At 60.2% G+C, this 13,057-nt stretch carries 13 protein-coding genes; 8 read left to right on the top strand and 5 right to left on the bottom strand.

Features of this window, described 5'->3' with window-relative positions:
* The first annotated feature begins 49 nt into the window (after positions 1 to 49).
* From tauA to tauD, 4 genes are read left to right on the top strand one after another with little or no spacing between them, the layout of a single operon-like run.
* The gene (gene tauA, locus KB892_RS20225; RefSeq protein ID WP_002890192.1) at positions 50 to 1,012 is read left to right on the top strand and encodes a taurine ABC transporter substrate-binding protein; all 963 of its coding nucleotides are present in this window, start codon (positions 50 to 52) and stop codon (positions 1,010 to 1,012) included.
* A gap of 11 nt (positions 1,013 to 1,023) precedes the next feature.
* Positions 1,024 to 1,791: a taurine ABC transporter ATP-binding subunit gene (tauB, locus tag KB892_RS20220; RefSeq protein ID WP_002890194.1), complete on the top strand. Its 768-nt coding sequence runs from the start codon at positions 1,024 to 1,026 to the stop codon at positions 1,789 to 1,791.
* Positions 1,788 to 2,615 carry a taurine ABC transporter permease TauC gene (tauC, locus tag KB892_RS20215; RefSeq protein ID WP_002890196.1) on the top strand — a complete coding sequence of 276 codons (828 nt, stop codon included), beginning with the start codon at positions 1,788 to 1,790 and terminating at the stop codon, positions 2,613 to 2,615. The genes tauB and tauC overlap by 4 nt, the downstream gene beginning before the upstream one ends.
* Positions 2,612 to 3,463: a taurine dioxygenase gene (gene tauD, locus KB892_RS20210; RefSeq protein ID WP_002890197.1), complete on the top strand. Its 852-nt coding sequence runs from the start codon at positions 2,612 to 2,614 to the stop codon at positions 3,461 to 3,463. The genes tauC and tauD overlap by 4 nt, the downstream gene beginning before the upstream one ends.
* Before the next feature lie 155 nt (positions 3,464 to 3,618).
* On the opposite strand, the gene KB892_RS20205 is transcribed toward tauD, so the two are convergent.
* The 3 genes from KB892_RS20205 to ampH all read right to left on the bottom strand — a co-directional run bounded on the left by KB892_RS20205 (position 3,619) and on the right by ampH (position 7,907).
* Positions 3,619 to 5,337, bottom strand: coding sequence for a bifunctional ornithine lipid synthase OlsF (locus KB892_RS20205; RefSeq protein ID WP_004151351.1), 1,719 nt, complete (start codon positions 5,335 to 5,337; stop codon positions 3,619 to 3,621).
* Between the two features lie 328 nt (positions 5,338 to 5,665).
* The gene (gene hemB, locus KB892_RS20200) at positions 5,666 to 6,640 is read right to left on the bottom strand and encodes a porphobilinogen synthase (protein ID WP_002890201.1); all 975 of its coding nucleotides are present in this window, start codon (positions 6,638 to 6,640) and stop codon (positions 5,666 to 5,668) included.
* A 106-nt stretch (positions 6,641 to 6,746) separates the two neighbouring features.
* Positions 6,747 to 7,907: a D-alanyl-D-alanine-carboxypeptidase/endopeptidase AmpH gene (ampH, locus tag KB892_RS20195; protein ID WP_004151350.1), complete on the bottom strand. Its 1,161-nt coding sequence runs from the start codon at positions 7,905 to 7,907 to the stop codon at positions 6,747 to 6,749.
* Between the two features lie 218 nt (positions 7,908 to 8,125).
* Here ampH and KB892_RS20190 point away from each other — a divergent pair, with 218 nt between their 5' ends.
* The 3 genes from KB892_RS20190 (at position 8,126) to KB892_RS20180 (ending at position 11,101) form a co-directional block, all read left to right on the top strand.
* Entirely contained in the window at positions 8,126 to 8,638 is a 513-nt protein-coding gene (locus tag KB892_RS20190) for an isochorismatase family protein (protein WP_004151349.1), read from the top strand.
* Between the two features lie 117 nt (positions 8,639 to 8,755).
* Positions 8,756 to 9,976 carry a peptide antibiotic transporter SbmA gene (sbmA, locus tag KB892_RS20185; RefSeq protein WP_002890204.1) on the top strand — a complete coding sequence of 407 codons (1,221 nt, stop codon included), beginning with the start codon at positions 8,756 to 8,758 and terminating at the stop codon, positions 9,974 to 9,976.
* Positions 9,977 to 9,994: 18 nt separating this feature from the next.
* The gene (locus tag KB892_RS20180) at positions 9,995 to 11,101 is read left to right on the top strand and encodes a DUF1615 domain-containing protein (RefSeq protein WP_002890207.1); all 1,107 of its coding nucleotides are present in this window, start codon (positions 9,995 to 9,997) and stop codon (positions 11,099 to 11,101) included.
* Here KB892_RS20180 and KB892_RS20175 read toward each other — a convergent pair.
* Positions 11,098 to 11,400, bottom strand: a complete 303-nt coding sequence (locus tag KB892_RS20175) for a YaiY family protein (protein ID WP_002890210.1) — start codon at positions 11,398 to 11,400, stop codon at positions 11,098 to 11,100. The genes KB892_RS20180 and KB892_RS20175 overlap by 4 nt on opposite strands.
* A gap of 252 nt (positions 11,401 to 11,652) precedes the next feature.
* Between KB892_RS20175 and KB892_RS20170 the strand changes: the two genes are divergently transcribed.
* Positions 11,653 to 11,856: a DUF2754 family protein gene (locus tag KB892_RS20170; protein ID WP_002890215.1), complete on the top strand. Its 204-nt coding sequence runs from the start codon at positions 11,653 to 11,655 to the stop codon at positions 11,854 to 11,856.
* A 32-nt stretch (positions 11,857 to 11,888) separates the two neighbouring features.
* On the opposite strand, the gene ddlA is transcribed toward KB892_RS20170, so the two are convergent.
* Complete coding sequence (ddlA, locus tag KB892_RS20165) at positions 11,889 to 12,986, bottom strand: D-alanine--D-alanine ligase (RefSeq protein WP_004151348.1); 1,098 nt, start codon at positions 12,984 to 12,986, stop codon at positions 11,889 to 11,891.
* Between the last annotated feature and the right edge of the window lie 71 nt (positions 12,987 to 13,057).

Here is a 13,057-nt window from a genome sequence, read left to right as displayed (position 1 = left end):
CTGATGCCGGAAATACTGCACCTATAACAACTCAGGGGAAGCAGACATTATGGCATTCACATCGCGAATTACTCTTCTGGCGGCGCTGGCTGTCGCCGCCTTCCAGGCGCAGGCGGTCAACGTTACCGTGGCGTATCAAACCTCCGCTGAGCCGGCGAAAGTCGCCCAGGCGGACAACACCTTCGCCAAAACCAGCGGGGCGACCGTCGACTGGCGGAAATTTGACAGCGGCGCCAGCGTGGTACGCGCCCTGGCCTCCGGCGATGTGCAGATCGGTAATATTGGCTCCAGCCCGTTGGCGGTGGCCGCCAGCCAGCAGGTGCCGATTGAAGTGTTCCTGCTTGCCTCAAAGCTCGGCAACTCCGAAGCGCTGGTGGTGAAGAAAAGCATTACCAAACCGGAAGATCTGATCGGCAAGCGCATCGCCGTGCCGTTTATCTCCACCACCCACTACAGCCTGCTGTCGGCGCTCAAACACTGGGGCATCAAGCCGGGCCAGGTACAGATTATTAACCTGCAGCCGCCGGCGATTATCGCCGCCTGGCAGCGCGGGGATATCGATGGCGCTTACGTCTGGGCGCCAGCGGTTAACGAACTGGAAAAAGAGGGCAAGGTGCTGACCGATTCTTCTCAGGTTGGGGAGTGGGGCGCGCCGACCCTTGACGTCTGGGTGGTCCGTAAGGACTTCGCCGAGCAGCATCCGGAGATCGTCAAAGCGTTTGCTAAAAGCGCCATCGACGCCCAGCAGCCCTACATCGCCAACCCGGAGGCATGGCTGAAACAGCCGGACAACATCAGCAAGCTGGCGCGCCTGAGCGGCGTGCCGGAAGCCGATGTCCCCGGTCTGGTGAAGGGCAATACCTATCTCACCGCCGCTGAGCAGGCGCAGGCGCTGAACGGGCCGGTCAATCAGGCCATCGTCGATACCGCGCGCTTCCTGAAAGAGCAGGGCAAAGTGCCTGCGGCGGGAACCGATTATCGTCAGTACGTTACTGACCGCTTTGTGAAGTAAAGGAGGCGGCGATGCTGCAAATCTCGCATCTTTCCGCCGACTACGGCGGTAAACCGGCGCTGGCGGATATCAACCTGACGCTGGAGAGTGGGGAGCTGTTGGTGGTGCTGGGGCCTTCGGGCTGCGGTAAAACTACCCTGCTGAACCTGATTGCCGGATTCGTGCCCTATCAGCACGGCAGCATCACCCTCGAAGGTCAGCGGGTGGCCGGGCCGGGCGCAGAGCGCGGGGTGGTCTTCCAGAACGAAGGTCTGCTGCCGTGGCGCAATGTGCAGGATAACGTGGCGCTGGGCCTCCAGCTGGCGGGCGTGGATAAAGCGCAGCGCCGGCAAGCGGCGGCGCAGATGCTGAAGAAGGTGGGGCTCGAAGGGGCGGAAAAGCGCTTTATCTGGCAACTGTCCGGCGGTCAACGCCAGCGGGTGGGCATCGCCCGGGCGCTGGCGGCGAATCCGCAGCTGTTGCTGCTGGATGAGCCCTTCGGCGCGCTTGACGCCTTTACCCGCGAGCAGATGCAGACGCTGCTGCTGAAACTGTGGCATGAGACCGGCAAACAGGTGCTGCTGATCACCCATGATATTGAAGAGGCCATCTTCATGGCGACCGAGCTGGTGCTGCTGTCGCCGGGGCCGGGACGGGTGGTGGAGAGGCTGCCGCTTGATTTCAGCCGTCGCTTTGTCGCGGGCGAATCCTGCCGCAGCATCAAATCCGACCCGCGCTTTATTGAACAGCGGGAATACATTCTGAGCCGGGTGTTTGACCAACGGGAGGCTTTCTCATGAGCGTGGTACTGAACGACAAACCGCGTCAGTCGACGCTGAAGTGGCGCTGGCCGCTCTCCCGTGAGCTCACCCTCAGCGTGGCGACCCTGGCGGTGCTGCTGGCCGTCTGGTGGGCGGTCGCGGCGTTGCAGCTGATTAGCCCGCTGTTTCTGCCGCCGCCGGGCCAGGTGCTGCAGAAGCTTATCACCATCGCCGGGCCGCAGGGCTTTATGGATGCGACGCTCTGGCAGCACCTGGCGGCGAGCCTGACGCGGATCGTTATCGCCCTGTTGGCGGCAGTGCTTATTGGCGTACCGGTGGGGATCGCCATGGGGCTCAACTCGACGGTGCGCGGGATCCTCGACCCGCTGATCGAACTCTATCGTCCGGTGCCGCCGCTGGCCTACTTACCGCTGATGGTGATCTGGTTTGGCATCGGTGAAACCTCGAAGATCCTGCTGATCTACCTGGCGATTTTCGCGCCGGTAGCCATGTCGGCGCTGGCAGGGGTAAAAAGCGCGCAGCAGGTGCGGATTCGCGCTGCCCGTTCGCTTGGCGCCAGCCGGGCGCAGGTGCTGTGGCTGGTGATCCTGCCCGGCGCGCTGCCGGAGATCCTCACCGGACTGCGCATTGGTCTCGGGGTGGGCTGGTCAACGCTGGTGGCCGCTGAGCTGATCGCCGCCACCCGCGGATTAGGATTTATGGTGCAGTCTGCCGGCGAGTTTCTCGCCACCGATGTGGTGCTGGCGGGGATCGCGGTGATTGCCATTATCGCCTTTTTACTGGAACTGGGTCTGCGCGCGCTGCAGCGGCGCCTGACGCCCTGGCATGGAGAAGTACAATGAGTGAACGTCTGAGCATTACCCCGCTGGGGCCGTATATTGGCGCGCAGGTGAGCGGGGCGGATTTAACCCGTCCGCTGAGCGACAACCAGTTTGAACAGCTGTATCACGCGGTGCTGCGTCATCAGGTGGTATTCCTGCGCGAGCAGAATATCACCCCGGCGCAACAGCGCGACCTGGCGCTGCGGTTTGGCGACCTGCATATCCATCCGGTCTACCCTCATGCCCCAGGTGTGGAGGAGATTATCGTCCTCGATACCCACAACGATAATCCGCCGGATAATGACAACTGGCATACCGATGTCACCTTTATCGACACGCCGCCCGCCGGCGCCATTCTGGCGGCGAAAGAGCTGCCGATGACCGGCGGGGACACCCTGTGGACCAGCGGCATCGCCGCCTGGGAAGCGCTGTCAGAACCTTTCCGGCAGCTGCTGAGCGGCCTGCATGCCGAACACGATTTCCGCAAATCGTTCCAGGAGTATAAGTACAACAAGACCGAAGCCGAGCATCGGCGCTGGCAGGAAGCGGTGGCGAAGCATCCGCCGCTGCTGCATCCGGTAGTACGTACCCACCCGGTGACCGGCAAGCAGGCGCTGTTCGTTAATGAAGGCTTTACCACGCGAATTGTCGAGGTGAGTGAGAAAGAGAGCGCAGCGCTGCTGAACTTCCTGTTTGCTCATGTCACTAAACCGGAGTTTCAGGTGCGCTGGCGCTGGCAGCCGAACGATGTCGCTATCTGGGATAACCGGGTGACCCAGCATTACGCCAACGCCGACTATCTGCCGCAGCGGCGGATCATGCACCGGGCGACGATCCTCGGCGATAAGCCGTATTACCGGGCGGGGTAAGGCTTGTAGCCGGTTAAGGCATCAGCCGCGAGCCGCGGAGAACATTGCCCGCTGCTTTCCGGAGGCGTCGCCTGACGCGCCTTTTCCGGGCTACCGATCCGTCGGAAACGGTAGCCCGGCTAAGGCGCAACGCGCCGCAAGCCGGGAAAAAGCGTTTATGCCGATTTTTGCGCACCCAGATGCGCGCCAATATAGCGCTGATAGCGGTTCGCTTTCAGATAGGTCAAATCCACCAGCACCAGACCATCCACGCAGTTATTGAAATCCGGGTCGCTGCCGAAATCGATAAACTGCACGCCGCCCGGCTCGCACACTTCCGAGTACTGCTTATACAGCGGGGGGATCGCGCAGCCGAGGTTGCCGAGCAGGGACTTCAGCCGGGCCAGGTCGTCGTTGTAATCCTCCCCGCCAAACTGCGCCAGCACGTCGGGCAGCGACGCCGGATAAGGTCGACGCGACTCCGCCAGCGGATGCGTCGCCGGGAACCACAGCCGGTAGAATGCCACCAGCAGATCGCGGGCGGCGGGCGGCAATCCGCCAGAAATCGACACCGGACCAAACAGATAGCGATAGTGCGGATAGCGCGCCAGATAAGCGCCGATGCCGGACCACAGGTAGTCCAGCCCGCGACGCCCCCAGTAGCGCGGCTGGATAAAGCTGCGCCCCAGTTCAATGCCGTGCTGCAGGACATCGTCCATCCGCCCGTCGTAATGGAACAGACTGTAACTGTAGATCCCCTCCAGGCCGCGCTTTGCCAGCTGGATGGCCGTCGGCATAAAGCGGTAAGCGCCGACGATCTCGAGGTCTTCTTCATCCCACAGGATCAGATGCAGATAGTCGTCGTCATACCCGTCGATATCCCGCCGTTTGCCGCTGCCTTCCCCGACCGCGCGGAAGGCGATTTCCCGCAGGCGTCCCAGCTCGCGCAGCAGCGGCGCGTCCTCCTGGCCGTTGCGCTGCCAGAGGTAAATCGCTTTGCCATCGGCGGTGCGGCCCAGGCATTCGGCCTTGTGCAGTTCGCGTTTGAGCAGCGCCCGGTCTTCCGGACGGGCGATAGCGCTTTCGGTTTTAAACCGCCCCGGCAGCCCTTTGCGCAGCTGTTCAAGGTGCTGATAGCAGCGGCCGGTAAGCTCGCGAGCGCTGGACTGCGCATCGAACCAGTTCGACCAGGGGATCTGCTGGCCGATACGCACCGGCAGGCTGCTGTTGCGCCGGCGAAACATCTGCTGCATCAGCAGGAGCAGCGGCAGGTTGTCTGATATCAGCGTGCTGGCGTAAAACAGGGCGCTGTTGCGGGCGTTAATCCACGCCGGCAGCAGCGGGGCACGGTATTTTGCCGCCAGCTTAATAAAGCCGGAGTGCCATTTTTTATCGCGGATGCCGCGACGGGTGAGGCGGGAGACTTCCCCCGCCGGGAAGAAGATCAGCACCCCGCCGGCCTGCAGCTGCTGGTCCATCTGCTGCAGCGCCGCTTTAGCGGTGCGGCCATGAATATTATCTACCGGGATAAACAGCGAGCTCAGGGGCTCAAGGTGGGTGAGCATGCGGTTGGTGACCACTTTGACATCGCGGCGCACGCGGGATACCGCATACAGGAGCGCCAGGCCGTCGAGGGTGCCGGTGGGGTGGTTGGCGATAATGACCAGCGGGCCATATTCGGGGATTTGTTCGAGATCGTGCGCCGGGATGGCGCAGCGGATATTGAGGTATTCCAGCACCTGTTCGACCGTATCAAGCCCCTTCAGGTGGCGGTGACGGTCGGCAAATTGTTGAAACTCTTCCTCATAAAATAGCTTTTTTAACAGTTTCTTTTGCCAGGGGGCGGGCCTCGCCTGAGGCCACAGGTCATCGAGTACGTTGTCGAGACTAAACATAGTGGCTCCTCCTCCGTCCTGCCCAGACAGTAGAAGGTGGAGATGTCGTTCAGATTACAGTTGGGTGAAGTTTCGGTCGCAGCGGGGGAGACGACGGGTAGGGAGCCGTTTTTGTGCCGGGTGGCGGCTGTGCCTGACCCGGCCTACATGCGGGATGGGACTGCGGGCCCGGCAATCTCGTAGGCCCGCGCAAGCGTCAGCGCCGCCGGGCAATGGCTACGAGTAGGGAGCCGTTTTTGTGCCGGGTGGCGACTGCGCCTGACCTGGCCTACATTCGTGATAGGCCTGCGGGCCCCGGTAAGCGCAGCGCCACCGGGGAGGGGCGGGTTTAACGGAGGATCTTTTTCTCGGCCAGATCGAGGGCGAAATAGCTGAAGATCAGGTCGGCGCCTGCGCGTTTGATAGCGCCGAGGCTTTCCAGAACCACTTTCTCTTCATCGATAGCGCCCGCCTGGGCAGCAAATTTGATCATCGCGTACTCCCCGCTGACCTGATAGGCGCCGAGCGGCAGATCGCTGCGTTCGCGGATATCGCGCAGAATATCCAGGTAGGCGCCAGCCGGTTTCACCATCAGGCAGTCGGCGCCCTGGGCTTCATCGAGCAGCGACTCGCGAATGGCCTCCCGGCGGTTCATCGGGCTCATCTGATAGGTTTTCCGATCGCCCTTCAGCGCGGTACCGGCCGCTTCGCGGAACGGACCGTAGAAGGAAGAAGCGAACTTGGTCGAGTAGGACATGATCGCCGTATTGGTGAAGCCGGCGGCGTCCAGCGAGCGGCGAATCGCCTGCACCTGTCCGTCCATCGCGGCGGAAGGAGCGATGAAATCCGCCCCCGCGGCGGCGGCGACAACGGCCTGTTTGCCGAGGTTTTCCAGGGTCGCGTCGTTATCCACCCCGTGGTCGCACAGCACGCCGCAGTGGCCGTGGGAGGTATATTCGCAGAAGCAGGTATCGGACATGACGATCATCTCCGGCACCGTGGACTTACAAATCCGCGACATACGCGCCACCAGACCATTTTCATTCCAGGTATCGCTGCCGGTGGCATCGGTGTGATGAGAAATACCAAAGGTCATCACCGAGCGGATCCCGGCGTTGGCGATGCGTTCGATCTCGCGCGCCAGATATTTTTCCGGAATGCGCATCACGCCGGGCATGGCCTCGATCGCTTTGTAATCATCAATTTCTTCTTCAACAAAGATCGGCAACACCAGGTCGTTCAAACTCAGTGTTGTCTCTTCAAACAGGGCGCGCAGCGCAGCGGATTGACGCAGGCGGCGGGGGCGAGTGATTAAATCTGTCATGGTTTGCCTGATTTTGTGAAATGAAAGACGATAGTGTAACTGAAATGGCAGCGGGATGTTTCGCCAAAACGATCGTTATGGCGCATCGGCGAAACCTTCCCCGGGCTTACTGGCTGGCCGTCTGCATGTTGGGCTGTGCGCCGCTCAGCTCGCTGACCAGGTCGTTGATGCCATCGCTCATATTGTTGAAGCGGGTCAACGGCGAGCGGGTTACCACCACAAAGGCGCCAACGTTAGCCTGCGGATTCATCGCCATATAGGTGATAAACCCGCCGCCGCCGCCGGTTTTCTGAATAATCCCCGGATGGCCGTTCTTCGGCTTCATATACACCCAGCCGAGGCCCAGCGCGTCGGCGCGGCCCGGCACGTCCATACCAATCACCCGGGTCAGCTGGTTACGCTGATAAATCAGCGTCTGCATCCGGTCGGCCTGCTGGCTGCGGGTATAGAAATCGGATGACAGGAACTGCTGCATCCAGCGCATCATATCCCCCGGCGTCGAGTAGACTCCGCCGCTGCCGATCGCCGCCAGGGTGTTGTTGCATGGGCTGGCGCCTTTTTCCGGGATCATCAGCCGCTGGCACTGATCCGGTGACGGGGTAAAGGTGGTGTCCTTCATCCCCAGCGGCCGGGTGATCTGCTCTTCAAACAGCTGCGGATACGGTTTGCCGGCGGCGGTGGCGAGCGCGTCTGCCAGTAAATCGAAGGCCAGGTTGGAGTAGGCCGCCTGCGAGCCCGGCGCGGCTTTCAGGGTCGCGGTAGAGAGCCAGTTCCAGCGCTGCTGGCGGGTCGGCCAGACAAACACCGGACGATGAGCGGCGCCACCAGGCTGCTCGCGCGGCAGGGCGCTGGTATGGGTCGCGAGATTCACCAGGGTGATTGGTTTTCCCTGCCAGTCAGGCACCCGGGCGCCCGGCGGGGCGTATTTACTCAGCGGATCGTTGAGTTTCACCACCCCCTGGTCGAGCAGCTTCACCAGCATCTCGCTGGTCATCAGTTTGCTGAGGGAGGCGATACGGATCACCGAGTCGAGCTGCGGGTGCTGATTATTCCCCGGGCGGGTTTCGCCAAAGCTGCGAAAAACACGCTGATTGCCATCGATAACCACCAGCGCCATGCCGGTGGCGCCGCTGCCGTAGTAGATATGATTGGCGTAACGATCGACCACATCCGAGGCGAAAACCGGGTCAACGGTAGGCTGTGCGGCCTGCACCGAGGTCCACGACGCCGCGCACAGCGCAGCAAAAATGAGCAAACTACGTTTCAACGGAGATCATCCATTAAATAAATAAAAAGAAGAGGGTATTTATACTACGAAGTGGCGCAGAACAAAGCGGGATTCACGACATTCCTGCAGGAAAAAGGTAACGGTGCGTAAAAAAGACTTTTTTACGCTTTCGGATACCGGCTTTTTTCGCCGGCGCGTATGATGACCGTTTGGCTGAAGGTTCGTGGGAGAGAACAATGACGGCTCAACGGGTAGTGATGGTCGTGGATATGCAAAACGGCGTGTTCGCCACGCCGCGTCTGGCGCGCGAGCGCTGCGTCGCGCAAATTAATCGTCTGGTGCGCGCGGCGGACAAGGTTATTTTCATTCAGCATGATGAAGCCGGCGGCCTCGAAGCCGGCAGCGAAGGCTTCGCCCTGCTTCCTGAGCTGGAGCAGCCGGCTGGCGCGCTGTATGTCACCAAAACCGCCTGCGATGCCTTCTATCACACCTCGCTGGCGCAGGTGCTGGACGAACACGACATTCAGCAGTTCGTCATCTGCGGCTGCGCCACCGACTACTGCCTCGATACCACCATTAAAAATGGCGCCAGCCGCGGGTACGTTATTGTTATCGCGGAAGATGCCCACACCACCGCCGACCGCCCCGCCGCGCAGGCCGCGACGCTTATCGCCCACTACAATGAGGTGTGGCGTACCCTGACCATTCCTGGCAATCCTTTACAGGTGAAACCCACAGAAACAATTCTGCACGCATGGCAGCAGAACTAAGCTGTTGATATCCGGTCTTATCATTCGTCTGTCCCGCGAGGGCTCATCCACGCGGCGGCCGACGTATGCGTCGTACACAGCAATAGCAGAACGATAAGAAGTTAGCAGGAGACAATGATGTTTAAATCTTTTTTCCCCAAACCGGGGCCGTTTTTTATTTCTGCCTTTATCTGGTCGTTGCTGGCCGTGATCTTTTGGCAGGCGGGCGGCGGCGACTGGCTGCTGCGGGTCACCGGGGCATCGCAAAATGTGGCGATCAGCGCGGCGCGCTTCTGGTCGCTCAACTATCTGGTGTTCTACGCTTACTATCTGTTTTGCGTCGGCGTGTTCGCGCTGTTCTGGTTTGTCTACTGCCCGCACCGCTGGCAGTACTGGTCGATTCTCGGCACCTCGCTCATCATCTTCGTCACCTGGTTTCTGGTGGAAGTCGGGGTGGCGATCAACGCCTGGTATGCGCCGTTCTACGACCTGATCCAGAGCGCGCTGGCCACCCCGCATAAGGTCAGCATCAACCAGTTTTATCAGGAAATCGGCGTCTTTCTCGGCATCGCGATCATCGCGGTGATTATTGGCGTGATGAACAACTTCTTCGTCAGCCACTACGTCTTCCGCTGGCGCACGGCGATGAACGAGCACTATATGGCCCACTGGCAGCATCTGCGCCATATCGAAGGCGCCGCGCAGCGTGTGCAGGAAGATACCATGCGTTTTGCTTCCACCCTCGAAGATATGGGCGTGAGCTTTATCAACGCGGTGATGACCCTGATCGCCTTCCTGCCGGTGCTGGTGACGCTCTCCGAACATGTTCCCGACCTGCCTATCGTCGGCCATCTGCCGTATGGCCTGGTGATTGCCGCTATCGTCTGGTCGCTGATGGGTACCGGCCTGCTGGCGGTGGTGGGGATTAAGCTGCCGGGCCTGGAGTTTAAAAACCAGCGCGTGGAAGCGGCCTATCGTAAAGAGCTGGTTTACGGCGAGGACGATGAAACTCGCGCCACGCCGCCGACGGTGCGCGAGCTATTCCGCGCGGTGCGTCGCAACTATTTCCGTCTCTATTTCCACTATATGTATTTCAATATCGCCCGCATCCTCTATCTGCAGGTGGATAACGTTTTCGGCCTTTTCCTGCTGTTTCCGTCGATCGTTGCCGGTACGATTACCCTCGGGCTGATGACGCAAATTACCAACGTCTTCGGCCAGGTGCGCGGCTCGTTCCAGTACCTGATCAGCTCGTGGACAACGCTGGTGGAACTGATGTCCATCTACAAACGTCTGCGCAGTTTTGAACGCGAGCTGGACGGCAAACCGCTGCAGGAAGCGATCCCGACATTACGTTAATCAAGACAAGGAAGCATAATGGCCGCACGTTTATCGCGCATTATTCCCGTTTCATTGACGCTGCTGGCGGCCATGGCGCTGAGCGCCTGTACCAGCCAGCAGGCTCCGGCGCTGAAAGAGGGCGAGAAGCCTGTTGACGTGGCGTCGGTGGTGCGGCAGAAAATGCCGGCCAGCGTCAAGGATCGGGAGGCCTGGGCGCAAGCCATCGCCACCGCGTTTGACAGCCAGAAGCTGGCGCCGACGGAAGAAAACGTCTGCTCGGTGCTGGCGGTCGCGCAGCAAGAGTCTAACTATCAGTCCGATCCGGTGGTGCCGGGGCTGAATAAAATCGCCTGGCAGGAAATTGACCGCCGGGCGGAAAAAATGCACATTCCGCCGTTTCTGGTCCATACCGCGCTGAAGATCACCTCGCCAAACGGTAAAAGCTATAGCGACCGTCTGGACAATGTGAAGACGGAAAAGCAGTTGAGCGCCATTTTTGATGACTTTATCGGGATGGTGCCGATGGGGCAGAAGCTGTTCGGTTCCCTTAACCCGGTGCACACCGGGGGGCCGATGCAGGTCAGCATTGCTTTTGCCGAGCAGCACACCTCCGGCTACCCGTGGAAAATGAACGGCACGGTGCGCCAGGAGGTCTTCAGTCTGCGCGGTGGCCTGTGGTTTGGCACCTATCATCTGCTGAACTATCCGGCCAGTTATAGTGCGCCATTGTACCGCTTTGCCGACTTCAACGCCGGCTGGTACGCCAGCCGTAACGCCGCCTTCCAGAACGCGGTGGTGAAAGCCAGCGGGGTAAAACTGGCGCTCGACGGCGACCTTATCCGCTACGACAGCGAGGAGCCGGGCAGCACCGAGCTGGCGGTGCGTCGCCTGGCGAGCCAGCTGGGGATGAGCGACAGCGAGATCCATCGTCAGTTGAAAAAGGGCGACAGCCTGGCGTTTGAGAAGACCGATCTCTATCAGCAGGTTTTCCGTCTCGCCGAGAAAAAGACGGGCAAAACCCTGCCGCGGGAGATGTTGCCAGGGATCCAGCTGGAGAGTCCAAAAATCACCCGAAATCTGACGACGGCGTGGTTTGCGAAACGGGTTGATGAGCGGCGGGCAAACTGTATGGCGCGGCGTTAACGGCGCTGACGCCAGCGCACGATAAGCGCCAGTACCCCGATGAACGTGCAGCCGATCAGGAAAGGGATCAGACCAAAGAGGGTACCCACGGCGAGGCTGATGTCGACTTGCGGACGGCTGGCGTCCTGGGCTTGCATCAGGCGTTCAAATACCCCCGGGGCGTGGATCAGCATGCTGAGCATCTGCGCGCCGGCCCAGCAGCAGATCAACACGAACAGCCCGTAGGCGACATGGCTGCCGGTCAGCGCCCCCCTTTTTTTATTTCCCAAAAGCGATTTTGAAAAACTGAATTCAGCCATAGGCCCTCCCACATCTGCGCTGCTGGTTTTTTCTCCAGCTCTATGTCAGGTATTCTGGCAGTCAGGGGCCATCATCAGTATCAGATTGCTGGTAATTGCCGTCCAGGAATAATCCTGTTTTCGCCGTTGTGTTAACCGCGCCACAGGAGCACAAAAGGGAGAGCGGCGTCGCAATCCAGCAACATTCTCCATATCGCTACAGACCGCCGCGGGCGGCTATGCGAAGATGCGTTTTTTGCTGTTGGAGGCCGCATGAAGCTCACTGATAAAATTCGCCGCGATTGGCACTACTACGCCGTGGCGCTGGGGTTGATTTTTATTCTTAATGGCGTGGTGGGGCTGCTGGGGTTTGAAACTCAGGGGTGGCAATCCTACGCCGTCGGTCTGATCACCTGGGTCATTAGCTTCTGGATTGCGGGCTTTGTGATCCGCCGCCGCCCGGCAGAAGAGGCCTGAGGCCGCCGCTGCCAGGCGGGGTAAAATGCGTTTTAGTTCATGGAGGTTTTCAGCGCCCGGTCCGCGGCATGGCGCTCCAACGCCAGCTCAATCAGGCGGGTGATCAGGCTGGTGTAGTCGAGACCGCTGGCCTGCCACAGCTTCGGATACATGCTGATGTTGGTAAAGCCCGGCAGGGTGTTGATCTCGTTGATCACCACCTCGTTGTCGGCGGTGAGGAACACGTCGACACGAGCCATGCCGCTGCAGCCCAGGGTCTGGTAGGCCTGCACCGCGATAGCGCGAATTTTGTCGTTGATCTCAGGGGCGATAGCGGCCGGGACTACCACCTGTGCGCCCTGATCGTCGATATACTTGGTGTCGTAGGCGTAAAACTCGCTGTTGAGGACGATTTCACCGCAGGTGCTGGCCTGCGGGTGGTCGTTACCCAGCACCGCACACTCAATTTCCCGCCCTTTAATGCCTTGCTCCACCACCACTTTATGGTCAAATTCGAAGGCCAGGGCCACCGCCTGATGGTACTGCTCTTCGTTTTTAACTTTGCTGACGCCAACCGACGAGCCCTGATTAGCCGGCTTAACGAACAGCGGCAGGCCAAGCTTCGCTTCGACATCGGCAAAGCTGAACTGCGCGCGGTTGGCGCGGGTGAGTGTGATAAACGGGGCGACGGCGAGCCCGGCGTCGCGCAGCAGACGTTTGGTCACGTCTTTGTCCATACAGGCCGCAGAGCCCAGCACATCGGAGCCGACGAACGGCAGATTCGCCATGCGCAGCATCCCCTGCAGGGAGCCATCTTCACCCAGCGTGCCGTGGACGATCGGGAAAATCACATCGATGGCCGCCAGCGGTTGGCCGCTTTCGGCGTTAATCAGCTGCTGCGCTTCGCGGCCCGGGATCTGCGCCAGAGTCACCGTGGAAGGGCGCAGGGCAATGCGGGCAGGATCCTGTGCGTTGAGCAGGTAGTTGCCGGCGTCGTTGATATGCCACAGCCCCTGTTTATCAATACCCAACAGAACCACATCGAAGCGCGATTTATCAATCGCTTCCACGATATTCTTCGCTGACTGCAGCGACACTTCATGCTCCGCCGACTTGCCGCCAAAAACGATCCCAACCCTCATCTTTGCCATTTCAACTTCCATCCAGATAACATCAAAGGGCATAACATACCATGTGAAACCGCTGCCTGGCTGCCATAATA

Source organism: Klebsiella sp. P1927, from assembly GCF_018204675.1.
GTDB classification, from domain to species: domain Bacteria; phylum Pseudomonadota; class Gammaproteobacteria; order Enterobacterales; family Enterobacteriaceae; genus Klebsiella; species Klebsiella pneumoniae.
The sequence above is the reverse complement of the archived record's forward strand: the minus strand, read 5'-3'. Positions and strand labels throughout refer to the sequence as shown.

Bases quoted from the DNA above. Each gene is read 5' to 3' on its own strand.
- tauA (WP_002890192.1), top strand. From the start codon at position 50: ATGGCATTCACATCGCGAATTACTCTTCTGGCGGCGCTGGCTGTCGCC.
- tauB (WP_002890194.1), top strand. From the start codon at position 1,024: ATGCTGCAAATCTCGCATCTTTCCGCCGACTACGGCGGTAAACCGGCG.
- tauC (WP_002890196.1), top strand. From the start codon at position 1,788: ATGAGCGTGGTACTGAACGACAAACCGCGTCAGTCGACGCTGAAGTGG.
- tauD (WP_002890197.1), top strand. From the start codon at position 2,612: ATGAGTGAACGTCTGAGCATTACCCCGCTGGGGCCGTATATTGGCGCG.
- KB892_RS20205 (WP_004151351.1), bottom strand. From the start codon at position 5,337: ATGTTTAGTCTCGACAACGTACTCGATGACCTGTGGCCTCAGGCGAGG.
- hemB (WP_002890201.1), bottom strand. From the start codon at position 6,640: ATGACAGATTTAATCACTCGCCCCCGCCGCCTGCGTCAATCCGCTGCG.
- KB892_RS20190 (WP_004151349.1), top strand. From the start codon at position 8,126: ATGGTCGTGGATATGCAAAACGGCGTGTTCGCCACGCCGCGTCTGGCG.
- sbmA (WP_002890204.1), top strand. From the start codon at position 8,756: ATGTTTAAATCTTTTTTCCCCAAACCGGGGCCGTTTTTTATTTCTGCC.
- KB892_RS20180 (WP_002890207.1), top strand. From the start codon at position 9,995: ATGGCCGCACGTTTATCGCGCATTATTCCCGTTTCATTGACGCTGCTG.
- KB892_RS20175 (WP_002890210.1), bottom strand. From the start codon at position 11,400: ATGGCTGAATTCAGTTTTTCAAAATCGCTTTTGGGAAATAAAAAAAGG.
- KB892_RS20170 (WP_002890215.1), top strand. From the start codon at position 11,653: ATGAAGCTCACTGATAAAATTCGCCGCGATTGGCACTACTACGCCGTG.
- ddlA (WP_004151348.1), bottom strand. From the start codon at position 12,986: ATGGCAAAGATGAGGGTTGGGATCGTTTTTGGCGGCAAGTCGGCGGAG.